The following is a 17,879-nucleotide window of genomic DNA, read 5'->3' on the forward strand; positions in this document are numbered from 1 at the left end:
TTACCACAAACTATTTGGAATGAATTGTCCAATTGTTACACATAGCTATCGCCTTTCTTCCTGGAATGCATAGCATTTGCGGCATTTACGCAAATAATATTGGCAGGTTTTCCGACTTTGAGGTCATAGCGAGTTTTTAACCTTCCCGGAAATTTCCAGTGGTTTCATAATCACAAAAACTGCTCTCTCATTACGGCAGCAGGACTGTTTAGGATTTTAACCTAATTCCCTATTATCACGTTGTGCACCAATATCGAAAGATGTTTAATTTACTAAAGTATATTATAATTTCTTTGTAATGTCAAATGAAGAATTGTATGTAAATATGTTAAATTTTTTCAATACTGTACGCAATATCTTTAAATAATCATTGACAAACGAATAAATTTTTAATATCATGATAGGTAATTAAATATTTTGCGATGAAAAAGAAGAGTAAGTACATAAACTTTACAGAGAGTGAAATCCAAAGGTTGAAAGGTTTCATAGGTAAATGTGTATCGAAGGTAGCTTTGGAGCATTTAATCTGAATTAACAGTAAGATTAAACGGTCGGACCGTTATTAATATAAGAGCCGTAATGGAAATTAGGTGGTACCGCGGGTTTTCTCGTCCTTTTGAAGGGAGAAAACCCGTTTTTTGTATGCCCAACCGCAACGAGTTACCAATTTATGTGAGCGGAAGCGAGCCCCGGTTCCCGGTCCCAAAAAGGTCCGTCCCCTAGAAGGTCCCCCAGAAGTTAAAAAATAATGAAAGGAATATAAAAATATGAGTACTAATATACCAAGCAAGTACAATCCAAAAGAATTTGAAGATAAGATTTATGATATTTGGATGGAAGAAAATTGTTTTAGAGCAGAAGTAAATAAGGATAAGAAGCCATTCACAATTGTGATGCCTCCTCCAAACATAACAGGGCAGCTTCACATGGGGCATGCCTTAGATATGACTCTGCAGGATGTTTTGATAAGATGGAAGAGGATGCAGGGCTATGAGGCGCTGTGGCTTCCCGGTTCTGATCACGCAAGTATTGCAACTGAAGTTAAGGTTGTTGAAAGGCTTAAGAAAGATGAAGGTAAAACAAAGGAAGATATAGGAAGAGATGAATTTTTAAAACGTGCATGGAAATGGAAGGAAGAATACGGCGGAAGAATTGTTCAGCAAGTTAAGAAGCTTGGAAATTCATGCGACTGGTCAAGAGAAAGATTTACCATGGATGAAGGCTGCAATGAAGCTGTAGTTGAGTTTTTTATAAAGCTTTACGAGAAGGGACTTATTTATAAAGGAAACAGAATAATCAACTGGTGTCCTGACTGTCAAACAACATTGTCCGATGCAGAGGTTGAACATGAGGATACTCCGGGCAAGTACTATTACGTAAAATATCCTTATGTTGAAAATCCTGATGAATACTTTACAGTAGCAACAACAAGACCGGAGACAATATTCGGTGATGTTGCCATAGCTGCGCATCCTGACGATGAAAGATATAAACATTTAATAGGCAAGAAAGTTATTGTACCGTTGGTAGGAAGAGAAATCCCTATAATCGCTGATGAATATCCGGATATTACAAAGGGAACAGGAGCCCTTAAGATAACTCCTTGCCACGATCCTAACGACTTTGAAATAGGTCTTCGTCACAATTTAGAGCAAATTAACTGCATGAATGAAGACGGAACAATGAATGAAGAAGCAGGAAAGTACAACGGTATGGACCGATTCGACTGCAGAAAAGAATTTGTTAGGGAACTTGAAGAAAACGGATTTATTGTAAAAATAGAAAACACAGACCATAATGTAGGAACTTGCTACAGATGCCACAACATAGTTGAACCGAGAGTATCAGACCAATGGTTCGTTAAAATGAAGCCTCTTGCTGAACCGGCTCTTAAAGCAGGGGAAAACAAGGAAGTAGAATTAGTTCCTGAACGCTTTACAAAAATATATACCCATTGGCTTGAAAATATAAGAGACTGGTGCATATCAAGACAGCTTTGGTGGGGACACAGAATTCCTGCTTATTACTGTCAGGAATGCGGCGAGCTTATGGTATCGAAAACAGCACCTGACAAATGTTCTAAATGCGGCAGCACAAACATAAAACAAGACGAGGATGTACTTGACACATGGTTCTCTTCAGGACTCTGGCCTTTTTCAACTTTGGGATGGCCTAATAATACAGAAGACTTAAAATACTTCTATCCTACGGATGTATTGGTTACAGGCTATGATATTATATTCTTCTGGGTAGTTCGTATGGTGTTTTCTGCTATTGAAATGACAGGTGAGTCACCATTTAAATATGTATTTATTCATGGCTTGGTTAGAGATGCGGAAGGAAGAAAGATGAGCAAATCTCTTGGAAATGGTATTGATCCACTGGAAGTTGTAGACCAGTTTGGAGCAGACGCGTTAAGATTTATGCTTATGACAGGTATATCACCGGGAAATGATACTCGTTTTAACAATGACAGATTGGAGTCCAGCCGTAATTTTGCCAACAAGCTGTGGAATGCATCCAGATTTGTTCTTATGAATATTGACGGTGATTTAATAGATGAAGAAACTGCTGCGTCAAATTACAAGACTGAAGATAAGTGGATTATTTCAAGAATGAACAAGGCAACAAAAGAGATAACAGACAACCTTGACAAATTCGAACTTGGAATGGCTGCACAAAGGGTTTATGACTTCATCTGGAATGAATATTGCGACTGGTACATTGAAATTGTAAAACCTAGACTATATGGTGAAGAGGGAACTGATAAGAATACTGCAAGATTTGTTTTAATAAAGGTTTTAAAAGACATGCTTAAATTATTGCATCCGTTCATGCCTTTTATCACTGAAGAAATATGGTCTTTCCTGCCAGAAACTTCTTCAAGACTTATAAAGGCAGACTGGCCGAAGTATACTGAAGAAGAGAATTTTGAAGAAGCTGAAAAAAATATGGAATTCATAATGGAAGCAGTAAGAAGCATCCGTAACACAAGAGCAGAAATGAATGTTGCTCCTTCAAGAAAAGCAAGGGCTATATTTGTTCCTTCAAAAGAAGATACTAAGCAGTTTATTCAATCAGGCGTTCAGTATTTTGCTACTCTCGCAAATATAACTGAAGTAAAAGTTGTTCATGATAAAACTCAAATTGGTGAAGATACAGCATCATCAGTTATAGAAGGAACTGAAATTTATCTTCCGCTTGCAGACCTTATTGATTTTGAAAAAGAAATTGAAAGACTTGAAAAAGAAAAAGCAAGACTGCAAGCTGAACTTGACAGAGTTATCGGTAAATTAAATAATGAAAAGTTCATGAGCAAAGCTCCTGAAAGCGTAGTAAATGAAGAAAAAGAAAAAATGAGCAAATATCAATCTATGATGGAAAAAGTGGTTGAAAGATTAGAGCACATGAAGTCTAAATAACTGTAAGAAATTAAACACGACTGTGTAGTTCTGTAAAATTAAATCTTATAATAATAGGGAGATCATATGACATATCAAGAATTATTGGAGAACGCAAGAAAAAAGATGGCACCTAACTGCAGAGTATGCAAAGAGTGCAATGGAATTGTGTGCAAAGGTGAAATACCAGGTACCGGCGGAAAAGGAAATGGAAGAGCTTTTACGGAATCTGTTGAATTTTTAGCATCAGTAAAAATACATCTTGACACTATTTATCAGAATGAAGGCCAAGACACTTCTGTTTCATTGTTTGACAGGACATTTAAATATCCGTTTTTTACAGCACCAATAGGCGGAATGAATTTAAACTACAACGGAGCAATTACAGAATCTGAATATATGGATGCTGTTGTTAATGGAACAATTGCAGCAGGAGGCGCAGCTTTCACAGGGGACGGACCAAATGACAGTTTGTTTCTTGACAGCCTTCATTATATAAAAGCTGTAAACGGTAAAGCAGTTCCGACAATTAAGCCTTGGAAAAACGATAAGGTTCTTGAAAAAATTAAAATGCTCGAAGAAGCAGGAGCAATGGCATTTGCAATGGATATTGATTCTGCAGGACTTATAAACTTGGCTCTTGCAGGAAAACCTGTATCGGCAAAAAGCGTTGAAGAACTTTCAGAACTGGTTGCATCTACAAAGGTCCCCTTCGTTATTAAAGGAATAATGACGGTAAAAGGTGCTAAAAAAGCTTTGGAGGCAGGTGCTTACGGCATTGTAGTATCTTCCCACGGCGGAAGGGTTCTACAAGACGCACCGGCACCTTGCTCAATGCTTCCTGAAATAAGAGAAGCTGTTGGAGATAAAATGAAAATTTTCGTTGACGGTGGAATTCGTTCAGGTTCTGATGTATTTAAAGCAATAGCTTTAGGAGCCGATGCAGCATTAATCGGAAGACCTTATGTAATAGCTGCTTTCGGAGGCGGAGCTGAAGGTGTTGAACTTTATACAAATAAAATCGGCGCTGAATTAAGAGATGTTATGATTATGACAGGCTGCAAAAATTTAAGCGATATAACGATGGACAAAGTAATATTATAAAAAAGTTAAGGAAATGTTTTCATAAAAATCGTTGAAAAATCAGCGATTTTTTTGTTGCATTTAATTAAGAAAAGTGATAGTATTCACAAGGTATTGTATTTAGTAATAAGCAATTATTAGGAGAGAAAAATGATTAAACAGTATGTTCAAGATTTAAGACTTGAGTTTAAAGATTATGATCACAAAAAATTAACTAATGACATAATGGCTGGTCTTACAGTAACTGCAGTTGCATTACCACTTGCGCTCGCTTTCGGTGTCAGTTCGGGAGCTGATGCAGCTTCGGGACTTATAACAGCAATTATTGCAGGACTTTTGATAGGCGGACTTTCAGGGGCCTCTTATCAAATATCAGGACCTACCGGAGCAATGTCTGCAATTTTAATGTCATTAGCTATGAAACATGGAATGGAAGGTGTTTTTTTAGCAGGATTTATATCAGGAATAATACTTCTTATAGCTGCAGCTTTTCGTTTTGGACGGCTTGTATCATTTATACCGGCGCCTGTTATTACTGGATTCACATCAGGAATTGCAGTAATCATAGCACTTGGGCAAGTCGATAACTTTTTAGGAACAACTTCACAAGGTGAAAATGCAATAGAGAAGATTATGTCTTATGCAGAACTTGGTTTTTCAACAAATCTATACGCAATTTTATTTGGATTGCTTGTTGTTTTTGTTATGGTAATATGGCCTAAAAAATGGAATGCAAAATTTCCGTCTTCCTTAGCCGGCATAATAATAGCTTTAGCAATTAATTGGATTTTTGAATTGCCTGTTGATGTAGTAGGAGAAATTCCAAAAACTTTATTTTCAGAAAACAGGCTTACATTTGGTGTTATGTCTGTTTCAAATATAATTAACATGATTAATCCGGCTATAAGCATAGCAATGCTTGGAATGATTGAAAGTTTGTTGTGTGGTGCATCTGCTGGCAAAATGAAAAACGAACCATTAAATGCAGACAGGGAGTTAGTGGCTCAAGGTATTGGCAATGTATTAATACCATTTTTTGGAGGTGTTCCGGCAACTGCAGCAATAGCTCGTACAAGCGTTGCAATTAAATCCGGAGCACAAACACGTTTAGTAAGTGTAATACATTCCGTTGGACTGATTGCTTCAATGTTTTTGTTAGGCTCTGTAATGTCTAAGATTCCATTGTCGGCTCTTGCTGGTGTTTTGATGGTTACAGCGTGGCGCATGAATGAATGGCATGAAATTAAATATATTTTTAATAAAAAGTTTGGCACAGCAATTTTGGAATTTACAATAACAATGGCAGCTACAGTAATGTTTGATCTTACAATTGCAATTTTAATAGGAGTATTTTCAGGAATAATGATGTTTGTAATGAAAAACAGCGATTTGAAAATTGATGTAAGCACTGTGGATTTGAAAAGAATAAAAGGACATGATGTTGCTGAAGATTTTGACAATACAAAAATTGTTTATTTAACAGGTCCGTTGTTCTTTATAACAAGAGAAAAACTTACACAATTGGTTGAACATTCAGTAGATGCTGAAAATATGATAATCTCAATGAGAGCAGTGACCAGCATTGATGAGTCTGCAGTTATTGAATTCAAGGATGTTGTAAATAAAATATCAAAAATCGGAACAAAGCTAATATTTTGCGGAGTTCAGTGCGATGTAAAAGAAATGTTTGACCGCTCCGGACTAACTGATTTAATAGGAGAGGATTGTTTCTTCTGGGATGCAATAGGAGCGTTGAGGTTCCTGAACGTAATACAAACCGAAAATGATGAACTTGCAATATAATTAAATGCATAAAACGAGGATTGCAAAGGACGGGACGTCCTTGCCGTCAAGGGGGGGGTGCTCAGCAAAAATGCGAATGCAGTTTTGCGCCGAAGGGGGACATAGGTCCCCCTAGTGGAGTTGCGGAGCAACTTTTTTACATAATAAAAGCGGAAGATAATATTATATTATTTCCGCTTTTTAGTTTGAATTAATTTTTATATTCATTATTCTACCTTCTGTATTAATCTTCTTCTTGTTTAAGTCCTCTTTCATGAAGTTCACATTCTTTTTGGCTGCATTTTCCGTCTACATTAAATATACATGTGATAGTTCCACATTTTTTAAAGTTCATTTTTGCAACAACATCTTTAATATCCTTCACTGGCATGCCCATTTAAATACCTCCAACACTTAATCTTATGATTTATTATAACATCAAAAATGCAACTTGTAAATAGAAAGATGCAAAAATTATAAAAATAATAGGAAATAAACATTTTCACGATAATTAAATGCAATTTATATGAGAATAAAGTCATAAAATATAAAATGATGCAAAAGATGAAATCTGAGAATTTGCTCAAAAATGCAAGAAGTTCAATAATAAAATCAAAAAAGGCAAAAGTATCATAAAGATCCTTTTGCCTTTGAATTATTGATTATGAAATAATTATAATACTGCCAAAACTACAAAGTTTAATAAGAACAGTATGGCTGAAACAATGAGTATTGGATGAACTTCATTTAGTTTTCCCTTGCATATTTTAATCAAGCAATAGAATATGAAACCTCCTGCAATTCCATAAGATATGCTGTAAGAAAATCCCATGAAAACTGACGCGAAGAATGCAGGAATAGCTTCTTCAAGATCTTCCCAATTAATTTTAGTAAATGATGACATCATCATTACACCAACTATTATTAAAACAGGTGATGTTGCAGCTGAAGGAACCATTCCTGCAATTGGAGCAATCAATATACATGCGAGGAATAACAATGCTGTAATTACGCTTGTTAAGCCTGTACGTCCGCCGGCACCTATACCTGCAGCACTTTCAACATATGTTGTTGTATTAGATGTTCCGAATATTGCTCCTACAGATGTTGCTATAGCATCTGCGAATAATGCTTTATCCATCTTAGATTTAAAACCGGTGCTTGTTTCAAGTGATTTTTGATCTTCTTCGCTGAAAATTCCGCTTCTTCTTCCTGTTCCTATAAATGTGCCAATTGTATCAAATGTATCTGATAAACTGAATGCAAAGATTGTCATTATTACTAAAGGAATACGTGTAGGGTCAGAAAATAACGACTGCATTCCGTTATGGCCGAAAGCTGCACCAAAAGTTGTTCCTAATGCTGTAAATGAAGATGATAAACCTCCGGAAGTAATAGATGCTGCAGAAATATCAACAACTCCGAAAGGTATACCGATTAATGTTGTTGTTATAATGCTAATAAGTATAGCGCCTTTAACTTTTAAAACTAACAATACAACTAAAATTGCAAGACCAACCAAAGCAAGTTGGGTACCTGAGTTGGTGAAATCAACAAGTGCCGGTATTATGCCTCCATTTGTTACAACAGAGAATATGCCTGAGTATGTACCATCTGCTGCAAAAGCTTGACCGTTTACTGACAGTATGTTTGCAGACTCTGAAGTAAATTGAACCAGGTTAGCTCCTTTTATTCCAATGTATGCTATGAATATTCCAATTCCACCGCTTATTGCGTTTTGCAAACTTTCTGGGATTGCTTTTATAATACTTTTACGAATTTTTGTAACAGTAATAATTATATTTACAATACCACAGATAAATACAAGTGCTAATGCCTGCTCCCATGTGAAGCCAAGAGCAAAGACAACGGTGTAAGTGAAAAATGCGTTAAGACCCATTCCTGGTGCCTGTGCATAAGGTACATTTGCAAACAAACCCATTATGAGAGTTCCTATTACCGCAGCTATAATTGTTGACAAGAATACTGCTTGTGATGGCATTCCTGTTGCTGATAATATTGCCGGATTAACAAAAATAATATAAGACATTGCAAAAAATGTTGTGAATCCGGCCATAATCTCTGTGGATACGTTAGTGCCGTTTTCTTTTAATTTGAAATACTTTTCCATAAATTCCTCCTGTGTTAAAATATTTTTTGAGAAACAAAAATATTAACTACTAATGTTCACTATTTCCAAATTCAATATATAAATACATTATAAAACAAATAAAAAGCGAATAGAAAAAACCCTACTCGCATCATATATTGGATTAATAAACAGTACAAATCAATAGTCAAACAATTTACGGCTGTTTGGTAGAAACTTTGGAACCATATTATCCATATTATATTGATGCATTAATATTTAATTTCAACTTCTGTATTATATATTATATTAAAAAAAACTGCAATGATTTTAGTTATAAAATTAAAACAATTATTCATATTTCATCTGAATTTAAACTAATTACTAACTTTTTCATAAAATTGTACAGTAAAGTTAAATGCAAAAATACCGCATTCAGTATGCGGTATTTTTAACTAAATTAAAATTTGGGTCATCTGCAAAACATGGTCATCTGCTTAGTTTGTGAACATTTGTGTCCAGTATGGTGTTCCGTTAGAGTTGGTAGCATATCATACACCTATTTTTGAAAAATTAGGTGAAAGGATATTTGCTTTGTGTCCTGCTGAATTCATCCATGCTGTAACAACCGCTTCTGGAGTTCTTTGTCCTGAGGCAATATTTTCACCCCATGCTGACCATTTGATTCCAAATTTAGTTAACATATCTCCGGCACTTCCGTACGTTGGTGACTGATGTGCAAAATAGTTGTTAGTTGCCATATCTTTTGACTTTGTTCTTGCAACATTAGAGATTGTTGAATCTAATGTAAGTGCTGACAAGCCAGCTTTTTGTCTTTCAACGTTCACAAGTTCTGCTACTTTTTGTTCATATGATAAATTTGACGAAGAAACTGTTGTGTTAGTTGTTGGTGTTGTTGGCTGTGTTGCTGCTGGCTGAGTCGCTGCAGGAGCCGTAGTTACTGGCTGAGTTGCAGCTGGTTTAACAGCTACCGGCTGAGTTACAGCAGTCTTTGCAACTGGCTGTGTTTTAACAGTCTTAGTTGTGTTTGTATTGAGCACAGTATTTAAATCTACTGTGTTCAAATCTACTGTCTTTCCATTTACAGTCAGCTTATATTGTTTTACGCATGAGTTGCTCGTAAAAATTTTCAATAAACTGTTTATATCATAATTTGTTACCTTTGTACAATTTGTTGTTGCAGCAAATGCTGATGTTGATGATAACGCTAAAGCTGCAGTTAATGTTAATGCTAATACTTTCTTTTTCATAAATTCACTCCTATTTAGTCTTTAGATTTTTTAGGAAACAAGATACGCCTTGCTTCTTTGGAAATTTTAGAACTTGTTAATGAGTTTTTCGTCATAAGGAATTATAGCACGTACATATTTTTAAAGAAACACGCAAAAACTTCTTAAAATGTCAAATGTGACAATTATATTACACAATTTAGTATTCTAAAAAATATATTACATATTAATTTCAAAATGATGGAGAATAATTATAAAAACTGTAAGGAAAATGAGTTAAAATTGACATAAATTAGAAGGTTGGACAACATATGTTATTAGAATTTACATATAAATGCAATAAAATCTTGACAATGTTTGAGTTTTATATTATCATTTTTTTTATATACTAATTATATCATAACTTTGAAGGAACTTAAGTAACATTTTGGTTACAAAATAGAGAGTGGATCGGTTGGTGAAAGATTCACAGAACAAAGTGTGAAATACAATTCTGGAGTTACTGTGGAAGACACAGCGGATTATCTGTCCGTTAAATCAGGAAGAGGCAATTAACGCTAAAAAGCGTATGATGCGAATTAAGGTGGTACCACGGGTTATCTCGTCCTTTTACGGAGAGATGACCCTTTTTGTATGCCCTACCGCCATTTTTCAGGGTGTTTTTTCTGAAAAATGGCGGTAGGGCAACCGCAACGAGTTCCCAATTTATGCGAGCGACAGCGAGGTATAAATTGGTGAACGAGACTGCGTATTTGAGAAAAAAATTAAAGTGGAGGAATAGTATGGAAAAACAAAACGTTTTTGATGTATTAAGAGAAAGAGGATATTTAGAACAATGTACTCATGAAGATGAAATAAGAGATTTATTAGGAAAAGAATCAGTGACATTTTATATAGGATTTGACCCTACGGCAGACAGTCTTCACATAGGTCACTACATACAAATAATGGTTATGTCAATTATGCAGCAATACGGACACAGACCGATAGCTCTTTTAGGCGGTGGGACTACAATGATTGGAGACCCAAGTGACAGAACAGGCATGCGTTCTATTATGACGAAAGAAATAATTGCTCAGAATGCTGAGAATTTCAAAAAAGTGTTTGAAAAATTCTTGGATTTTTCAGAAGGCAAAGCAATAATGGATAACAATGCAAATTGGCTTTTACCTTTAAACTTTCTTGATTTTATGAGAGAAGTCGGCGTTCATTTTTCTGTAAACAGAATGCTCACAGCAGAATGTTATAAAAATAGAATGGAACAAGGTCTTACATTCTTTGAATTTGGTTACATGCTGATGCAGTCTTATGATTTTTATGTATTAAATCAAAAATATGGTTGCAAAATGCAGTTTGGCGGCAACGACCAATGGTCAAATATAATAGGCGGCGTTGAATTGACAAGGAAAAAATCAGGCGAACAAGTATATGGAATGACATTTGCCCTTTTGACAAACAGCGAAGGAAAGAAAATGGGCAAGACTGAAAAGGGAGCATTGTGGCTTGATAGAAATAAAACATCACCATATGATTTTTACCAGTACTGGAGAAACATAGATGATGCAGATGTTGAAAAATGTCTGGCACTTCTTACATTTCTGCCTATGGATGAAGTTAGACGTCTTGGAGCATTGGAAGGCTCTGAAATAAACAAGGCAAAGGAAGTTTTGGCATTTGAAGTAACAAAACTTATTCATTCAGAAGAAGATGCAATCAATGCACAGGAAGCAGCAAGAGCGTTATTTGGAAAAGGTGCAGAATCTGAAAATATGCCTACTACAGATTTGACAAAAGAAGAACTTGGGGATGGAATGACTGTAATTGACCTTATGGTTAAAGCAGGTTTAATTAAGACCAAGAGTGAAGGAAGAAGGCTAGTAGAACAATCAGGAGTTACGGTTAATGACATTGTAGTAGGAGATGTGAATGCAGTTGTAACTGTAGCGGATTTCGAAGATGAAAAACTTATAATCAAAAAAGGTAAGAAAATATATCATAGAATAAAATTAGTTTAATATATTAAGGTAAAAAATTAAAAAATAAGAGATATTTCACTCGTTCAAGAATTCAGATGTCATTCAGAACGTTTAGTAAAGTATCTCTTTTTTAATTTAAATTATAAAAATTATTAATAGTTTAAGGAAATTATGGTAAAATATTATAGTAATATATGATGACAATATAAAATGATAGGAGTGATTATGTGTTAAACAAGCAAGTAATTGAAGATACATTAACTGCTGCTTTACAAACAGGTGGTGATTTTGCAGAAATATATGTTGAAGACAGAACAAACAACGGTATTGTAATGATAGGCGGAAAAGTTGAAAGCACAATGACAGGAAGAGATTACGGTGTTGGAATTCGTATATTCAAGGGATTCAACAGCGTATATGCATACAGCAACAAATCAGACAGAGAATCTTTAATATTAACAGCCAAAAAGGCTGCTGCAGCAATAGAAGGAGCTGTTGGAAACATATCAGTAAACCTTAATAAAACATCAGTTAATAATATAAACACTATACATATAGACCCAAACACCGTGGAAAAAACAAAAAAAGTACAGCTCATGCGTAAGGCCTACGACACTGCATTTAATTATGACGATTTAATAACCCAAGTTACTGTAAGCTATACGGATTACAATCAAGACATAATGGTTGCAAACTCAGAAGGATTGTGGAAAGAAGATAAACGCATTCGTTCCCGCATTGCAATTTCTGCCATAGCAAGCAAAAATGGAGAAATGCAGTCAGGTTTCTTTGGTCCGGGTTCAAGCAAGGGATATGAATTTTTTGAAAATCTTGATGTTGAAAAATATGCCAAGGAGGCATCAAGAGTAGCAGTGACCATGGTAAATGCTAAGTACAGCCCTAGCGGAAAGATGCCTGTTATAATTGATAATGGCTTTGGCGGCGTAATATTCCACGAAGCATGCGGTCATGGTTTGGAAGCAACATCAGTTGCAAAGGGCCTTTCTGTGTTTTCAGGAAAAGTCGGGCAGCAAATTGCATCCCCTCTTGTAACTGCAATTGATGACGGAACGATACCGAATGAATGGGGTTCTTTCAATATTGATGATGAAGGTACTCCGTCACACAGAAATGTGCTGATTGAAAACGGCATACTTAAAGGCTACATGATTGATAAACTAAATGCCAGAAGAATGAACATGGACATTACAGGTTCCGGAAGAAGACAGTCTTACAGATATGCTCCAACATCCCGTATGTCTAATACTTTTATTGACAACGGAAAATCTACACCGGAAGAAATAATTGCAAATACAGAAAAAGGCATTTACGCAAAATACATGGGTGGCGGTTCAGTAAATCCAAGCACAGGTGAATTCAACTTTTCTGTTATGGAAGGCTATATTGTTGAAAATGGAAAAATTAAAGATCCTGTGAGAGGAGCAACATTAATTGGAAAAGGAACTGACATATTAAATAAAATAGATATGGTGGGAAACAATTTAACTCACGGACAGGGGATGTGCGGTTCTGTAAGTGGAAGTATACCAGCAAATGTAGGCCAGCCTATGATTAGAGTTTCGGAAATAACTGTTGGCGGAAGAGAAGGTGAAAAATAATGGAAATGAAATCATTGATAGATAAAATATTTGCTGAAGGCAAAAAAAGCGGCTTAGGTGACATGGAAGTTTATTACTCAGAAGGCAGCAGCCTATCATTAAAAGTATTTCAAAAGGAACTTGATGGATACAGCCTATCAGAAAGCGAAGGATTGTCCCTAAGAGGTGTTTACAAAGGAAAAATGGGTTATTCCTATACTGAAAAAGTAGATGAATCATCAATTGATTTGTTAGTTAAAAATGTATTGGAAAATGCTACAGTAATAGATTCCGATGATGAAGAATACATCTTTGAAGGGTCAAAGGAATACAAGAAAGTTGATACCTTCAATCCTGAATTGGATAAAGTTAAAGAAACTGAAAAAATAAACTTTGTAAAACAATTGGAAGATGAAGCTTATAAAATCGATGAAAAAGTTACATCTGTGGAAACATGTGTTTACGGCGATGGCTACGGGGAAACAATCATGTCCAATACAAAAGGACTTTATCTACATGACAAAGGCAACATTGCATACACTTATGCAGTCGTAGTTGTTAAAGATAAAGATGATATAAAAACAGGTATGGCATACAGAACCGGAAATGACTTCAGCAAGTTTAATGCCAAGGAAATTGCAGAAGAAGCTGTAAATGAAGCATTGGCATTATTGGGAGCTAAGTCCATAAAATCAGGGGATTATGCGGTTGTAATCAGAAATAATGCTGCTGCTGATTTGTTAGAAGCATTTACGGGCATTTTTTCAGCAGAAAGTGTGCAAAAAAACCTATCGCTTTTAAAAGGAAAATTAAATGAACAGATAGGAAGCGATAAATTTACGCTTGTTGATGACCCATTTATGGAAGGAGGATTAGCTTCCAAATCCTTTGACGGAGAAGGAGTTGCCTGCAAGTATAAGAAAGTAGTAGAAAAGGGAGTTTTAAAAACATATTTTCACAATTTAAAAACATCTAAAAAGGATGGAATTGAAACTACAGGAAATGCAAGCAAGGGCTCTTACAAATCTTCCATTGACATAGCACCTTCAAATTTTTATGTGGAAAAAGGAGAAAAATCGTTGGAAGAAATAATTTCATCTATGGAAAGCGGCATTTTAATCACAGAGCTGCAAGGTCTGCATTCCGGACTTAATTCTGTGTCAGGAGATTTTTCACTGGCAGCATTAGGCTTTGAAATAAAAGGCGGAAAAATAGCAAGACCTGTTGAGCAAATTACTGTTGCAGGAAATTATTTTGAGCTTCTTAAAAATATAGAAGAAACAGGTTCAGATTTAAAATTTGGTTTGCCTGGAGAAGCATACATAGGATCACCTTCACTTAAAATAAAAAAACTTGCAATAGCTGGTGAATAAATAGAAGAATTATCTCTTCTCTTAATTTATCAGTTGCACGACTCAGTTTTTTTATTAGTAATACAATGTTGCAATTAATCATAAAAAGACAATCCATTATGCTGGATTGTCTTTTAACTAGTTCTTTAATTTTAATCTACTTTTTCACGTTCGTTGAACAATAATGTAATGCAGTATAATCCTGCCAAGCCAACAAGTCCATAAACCAAGCGGCTGAATATTGCTGTCTGGCCTCCGAATATAGCGGCAACTAAGTCAAACTGGAATAATGCTATAAGCCCCCAGTTTATGGCTCCTATGATGACTAATACCAATGCAAATTTATCCATAGGCTAATCCTCCTCAATTAAATATAATGTTATTATTGCAAGAATTTTCTAGATTATGCACTTATTCAAAAATATTTACATACTCTTCATCGAAATATTTAACATATATTTTTTAAGAGAATATAATAAATAAAAAATGTATTATTTATCGAGGAGGTAATTATGGATAATTGTAGACCTGAAAATATTGTTGAAGCTAATGAAAATTCAAATATTCAATGTGGTAGAGGGCCAAAACCGCCTTGTGTACCAATTCCAATTAGAAAAAATCCTGTTTTAGGAGCAGGAGGAATAGATTCTTCTTTATTGTTTTTCTTTTTAATTTTGGTGTGTATTGTATGTCAAAGCGATTGCGGAATAAGTATGGATACCCTTCTTTGGTTTTTCTTGCTTCTAGTTGCATTATATGGCATGTATGACAAATAAAAAATCTGCCTGGAAAACAGGCAGATTTTTTAACTGTTATATTTTATTCGTACCATCATCTATAAGCTCAATTTCAAGTTTGTCAAAATCAATTTCATCAATAAAGTCTTGAGTAGTAAAAATGACATATTTAAACTGAGAAAATTCAAGTTCGTGTTTTTTAAGCCAAATAGGTACACTTATATCAAGCTTCTGACATATTTCTTTCAGGCATTTGTCACGCTTCTGTTCAAGTGATATATTTTCTTTGTTTTTAACTACAATGGAGCTTATAATCTTATTGTATTTTATTTTTTTAGCCCATAACTTATACATACATCACCTATCAGCACTTGCGGTACTACCTTATTTTGTTATCTTTTTCTTATGAATACTTTGGTGTTACAAAAAAGTCCTTGAAAATGAAACCTCTGTAATCAATTTTTGCACCCTTCAAAGAAGATTCTAAATTTTTGGGAACAATTATATCAATTCCGTCAACATTATACACATTATCTTTTTTAGATTGTTTCGCCGAAACAATTTTATAAATAAAACCGCTTCATCCAACTGGGGATGCTATCAACATTATTGGTATATTTTGTTCTTGCATTAAGGACAGCTTTGCTTTTGCCTTGTCAGTAATAATAAATTTCATAGGCACCTCCAATTATCTATTGAACTTTGGAGTGATTTCAAATCCTCTTTTGAAGAAATTTGTTGAATAATCTATTTCAACACCGCTTATAGCGCCTTCCAATTCATCAGAAACAATTATATCAATTCCTTCTGCTGTGTAAACTTTATCATTTTCTGATTGTTTCTCCGAAACAATGCCAAATTCGGCACCGCATCATGAAAAGCCAGTTATTTTCAATTTTATTGGTTCATTGTGGTTTTTTATTTCAATTAATTTTTCTTTTGCTTTACTTGTTATTTTAAATTCCATATTAACCTCCGTTTTTTTTACTATTATACCTCAATATATTAAAAAAAATCTTATATAGCTGTAATCAAGTTACATTAATAAATGCATATAATAATATTAATATATATATTAATATAAATATGACAAATGTCAAGATAAACTTGGAAGATTATAAATAATTTACATTTTTTACATTTTTTTAGTTTAGAAATCCAGTTAAGAAAGCAAAATGGTTTTTATACTATCTTTATTGTCTGTATTGTCTACATCTATTGTTTGTGCCAAAATTGCATGTTTGTTTTTAATAATGTGAATTGTGTTGGATAATGTGACAGCTTCATCCACATCATGAGTAATGAAAAGCACTGTTCGTTTGCTTACATTCCAAAGCATAAGAAATAAAGCAATCATATCTTTTTTCAACTTAACATCAAGGCCTTTGAAAGGTTCATCCATTATGAGTATATTTGAAGGATACGCAAAGGCTCTTGCTAACGATACTCTTTGGGCCATTCCACCGCTCAGAGCCCTTGGCATAAAGAGTTTATAATCTGTTAATTCAACCATTTCAATATAACTGCTTACAATTTTTTTTCTTTTATCATTATCATAAATGTCTTTTAAAACAAAATCAATATTGTCATATACATTGTACCATTCAAGAAGTCTTGGTTCTTGAAAAACGTAAGAAAATACAGCGTGTTCAGTTCCTGTTATTTCCCCTTTATCAATAGGTATAAGACCTGCTATAATATTGGCAATGGTAGTTTTACCGACTCCTGAGCACCCAAACAAGCATGTAATTTTATTTTCTTCTATAGAAATATTAAAATCTTTTAATATTTCCAATTCATCATATTTTTTAGATACATTTTTTAGTCTAATCATATATCGCCTGCTTCAAACGTTATTTTTAAAATGTTTTCAAACAAAATACTTAAAAGAACTATCATGATAGTCCATGCAAATAAATCAGGAATCTCCAGATATACTTTTGAATCGTACAAATAACGCCCTATTGAATATTTAGGAAGGCTTAAAACTTCTGCAGCAGATGTTACTTTCCAGCTAATGCCTAGGGCTGAAATCATTCCGGCCTTAATGTAGGGAAGAGCACTGTAAAAATAAACAGACTTGACAATTCTTGATCTTTTAATATTATAAACTCTGCACAGTTGAAGAAGTTTAATATCTGTTGATTTAATGCCACTCACAGTATTTGTCCAAATTATTGGAAAGCACATGAGAAATGAAACAAAAATCGGAACATTTGTGTCTTTGAACCACATTATTGCGATAATAATTATTGACATTACAGGCACAGTTCGAATGATGCTCACTAAAGGGTTAAACAAATAATAAATAGATTTATTAACTCCGCAGATATATCCAAATATTATACCTAAAATACTTGAAATGAGAAAACCTGATAATGTTCTGTATGAACTGTAAAGCAAAGTTATGTATGTTTCTTTTTCAGACAATAAATTTAGTAGAGCAATAAATGTTGCATGAGGAGAAGGGAGATAAATCTCCTGATTAATTATCAGTGATAATATCTCCCACACAAGTATCCAAAATAATATTATGAAAAAATTGCGGTACTTACTCTGCAAAATAGAATTCTTCATCAGGCAGGCTTCCTCCAACTGAAGCAGGATTTGA

Annotated in this window: 14 protein-coding genes, 2 riboswitches and 2 other annotated features; of the genes, 7 read left to right on the plus strand and 7 right to left on the minus strand. The window is 34.4% G+C overall.

Annotation, left to right across the window (positions count from 1 at the left end):
• Positions 1–83: 83 nt before the first annotated feature.
• Positions 84–267, minus strand: a riboswitch (cobalamin riboswitch).
• 146 nt (positions 268–413) lie between these two features.
• Positions 414–619 (plus strand) — a binding site (T-box leader).
• A 148-nt stretch (positions 620–767) separates the two neighbouring features.
• From SA378_RS07540 to SA378_RS07550, 3 genes are all read left to right on the plus strand, one after another.
• Complete coding sequence (locus tag SA378_RS07540) at positions 768–3,422, plus strand: valine--tRNA ligase (protein WP_318525374.1); 2,655 nt, start codon at positions 768–770, stop codon at positions 3,420–3,422.
• A 66-nt stretch (positions 3,423–3,488) separates the two neighbouring features.
• Positions 3,489–4,505, plus strand: coding sequence for an alpha-hydroxy-acid oxidizing protein (locus SA378_RS07545; protein ID WP_318525375.1), 1,017 nt, complete (start codon positions 3,489–3,491; stop codon positions 4,503–4,505).
• A gap of 129 nt (positions 4,506–4,634) precedes the next feature.
• On the plus strand, positions 4,635–6,287 hold the full coding sequence (locus SA378_RS07550) for a SulP family inorganic anion transporter (protein WP_318525376.1): 1,653 nt from the start codon (positions 4,635–4,637) through the stop codon (positions 6,285–6,287).
• 223 nt (positions 6,288–6,510) lie between these two features.
• On the opposite strand, the gene SA378_RS07555 is transcribed toward SA378_RS07550, so the two are convergent.
• The 3 genes from SA378_RS07555 to SA378_RS07565 form a co-directional block, all read right to left on the minus strand.
• The gene (locus tag SA378_RS07555; protein WP_318525377.1) at positions 6,511–6,663 is read right to left on the minus strand and encodes a hypothetical protein; all 153 of its coding nucleotides are present in this window, start codon (positions 6,661–6,663) and stop codon (positions 6,511–6,513) included.
• A 276-nt stretch (positions 6,664–6,939) separates the two neighbouring features.
• Positions 6,940–8,397 carry an NCS2 family permease gene (locus SA378_RS07560; protein ID WP_318525378.1) on the minus strand — a complete coding sequence of 486 codons (1,458 nt, stop codon included), beginning with the start codon at positions 8,395–8,397 and terminating at the stop codon, positions 6,940–6,942.
• Positions 8,398–8,540: 143 nt separating this feature from the next.
• Positions 8,541–8,642: riboswitch (purine riboswitch) on the minus strand.
• Between the two features lie 264 nt (positions 8,643–8,906).
• Positions 8,907–9,626: a CAP domain-containing protein gene (locus SA378_RS07565; protein ID WP_318525379.1), complete on the minus strand. Its 720-nt coding sequence runs from the start codon at positions 9,624–9,626 to the stop codon at positions 8,907–8,909.
• A gap of 375 nt (positions 9,627–10,001) precedes the next feature.
• Positions 10,002–10,217 (plus strand) — a binding site (T-box leader).
• 170 nt (positions 10,218–10,387) lie between these two features.
• On the opposite strand from SA378_RS07565, the gene tyrS reads away from it, so the two are divergent.
• The 3 genes from tyrS (at position 10,388) to SA378_RS07580 (ending at position 14,552) form a co-directional block, all read left to right on the plus strand.
• Positions 10,388–11,620, plus strand: coding sequence for a tyrosine--tRNA ligase (gene tyrS, locus SA378_RS07570; RefSeq protein ID WP_318525380.1), 1,233 nt, complete (start codon positions 10,388–10,390; stop codon positions 11,618–11,620).
• A gap of 188 nt (positions 11,621–11,808) precedes the next feature.
• On the plus strand, positions 11,809–13,200 hold the full coding sequence (locus SA378_RS07575) for a TldD/PmbA family protein (RefSeq protein WP_318525381.1): 1,392 nt from the start codon (positions 11,809–11,811) through the stop codon (positions 13,198–13,200).
• Entirely contained in the window at positions 13,200–14,552 is a 1,353-nt protein-coding gene (locus SA378_RS07580; RefSeq protein ID WP_318525382.1) for a TldD/PmbA family protein, read from the plus strand. The genes SA378_RS07575 and SA378_RS07580 overlap by 1 nt, the downstream gene beginning before the upstream one ends.
• 131 nt (positions 14,553–14,683) lie before the next feature.
• Here the strand turns inward: SA378_RS07580 and SA378_RS07585 are convergent, their stop codons facing one another.
• Positions 14,684–14,881 carry a DUF378 domain-containing protein gene (locus SA378_RS07585; protein WP_318525383.1) on the minus strand — a complete coding sequence of 66 codons (198 nt, stop codon included), beginning with the start codon at positions 14,879–14,881 and terminating at the stop codon, positions 14,684–14,686.
• A gap of 162 nt (positions 14,882–15,043) precedes the next feature.
• Here SA378_RS07585 and SA378_RS07590 point away from each other — a divergent pair, with 162 nt between their 5' ends.
• Complete coding sequence (locus SA378_RS07590) at positions 15,044–15,307, plus strand: hypothetical protein (RefSeq protein WP_318525384.1); 264 nt, start codon at positions 15,044–15,046, stop codon at positions 15,305–15,307.
• A 36-nt stretch (positions 15,308–15,343) separates the two neighbouring features.
• Here SA378_RS07590 and SA378_RS07595 read toward each other — a convergent pair whose 3' ends face one another.
• The 3 genes from SA378_RS07595 to SA378_RS07605 form a co-directional block, all read right to left on the minus strand.
• Positions 15,344–15,622 carry a hypothetical protein gene (locus SA378_RS07595; RefSeq protein ID WP_318525385.1) on the minus strand — a complete coding sequence of 93 codons (279 nt, stop codon included), beginning with the start codon at positions 15,620–15,622 and terminating at the stop codon, positions 15,344–15,346.
• 808 nt (positions 15,623–16,430) lie between these two features.
• Complete coding sequence (locus SA378_RS07600) at positions 16,431–17,102, minus strand: ABC transporter ATP-binding protein (protein ID WP_318525386.1); 672 nt, start codon at positions 17,100–17,102, stop codon at positions 16,431–16,433.
• Positions 17,099–17,879 (minus strand): ABC transporter permease (locus SA378_RS07605; RefSeq protein WP_318525387.1); only part of this gene is annotated, 781 nt, incomplete at its 5' end. The genes SA378_RS07605 and SA378_RS07600, both read right to left, overlap by 4 nt.

It is taken from the genome of Sedimentibacter sp. (assembly GCF_033447055.1).
GTDB lineage: Bacteria > Bacillota > Clostridia > Tissierellales > Sedimentibacteraceae > Sedimentibacter.

What these genes read in the sequence shown, in the direction of transcription:
- SA378_RS07540 (WP_318525374.1), top strand. Translation starts at nt 768, where the DNA reads ATGAGTACTAATATACCAAGCAAGTACAATCCAAAAGAATTTGAAGAT.
- SA378_RS07545 (WP_318525375.1), top strand. Translation starts at nt 3,489, where the DNA reads ATGACATATCAAGAATTATTGGAGAACGCAAGAAAAAAGATGGCACCT.
- SA378_RS07550 (WP_318525376.1), top strand. Translation starts at nt 4,635, where the DNA reads ATGATTAAACAGTATGTTCAAGATTTAAGACTTGAGTTTAAAGATTAT.
- SA378_RS07555 (WP_318525377.1), bottom strand. Translation starts at nt 6,663, where the DNA reads ATGGGCATGCCAGTGAAGGATATTAAAGATGTTGTTGCAAAAATGAAC.
- SA378_RS07560 (WP_318525378.1), bottom strand. Translation starts at nt 8,397, where the DNA reads ATGGAAAAGTATTTCAAATTAAAAGAAAACGGCACTAACGTATCCACA.
- SA378_RS07565 (WP_318525379.1), bottom strand. Translation starts at nt 9,626, where the DNA reads ATGAAAAAGAAAGTATTAGCATTAACATTAACTGCAGCTTTAGCGTTA.
- tyrS (WP_318525380.1), top strand. Translation starts at nt 10,388, where the DNA reads ATGGAAAAACAAAACGTTTTTGATGTATTAAGAGAAAGAGGATATTTA.
- SA378_RS07580 (WP_318525382.1), top strand. Translation starts at nt 13,200, where the DNA reads ATGGAAATGAAATCATTGATAGATAAAATATTTGCTGAAGGCAAAAAA.
- SA378_RS07585 (WP_318525383.1), bottom strand. Translation starts at nt 14,881, where the DNA reads ATGGATAAATTTGCATTGGTATTAGTCATCATAGGAGCCATAAACTGG.
- SA378_RS07590 (WP_318525384.1), top strand. Translation starts at nt 15,044, where the DNA reads ATGGATAATTGTAGACCTGAAAATATTGTTGAAGCTAATGAAAATTCA.
- SA378_RS07595 (WP_318525385.1), bottom strand. Translation starts at nt 15,622, where the DNA reads ATGTATAAGTTATGGGCTAAAAAAATAAAATACAATAAGATTATAAGC.
- SA378_RS07600 (WP_318525386.1), bottom strand. Translation starts at nt 17,102, where the DNA reads ATGATTAGACTAAAAAATGTATCTAAAAAATATGATGAATTGGAAATA.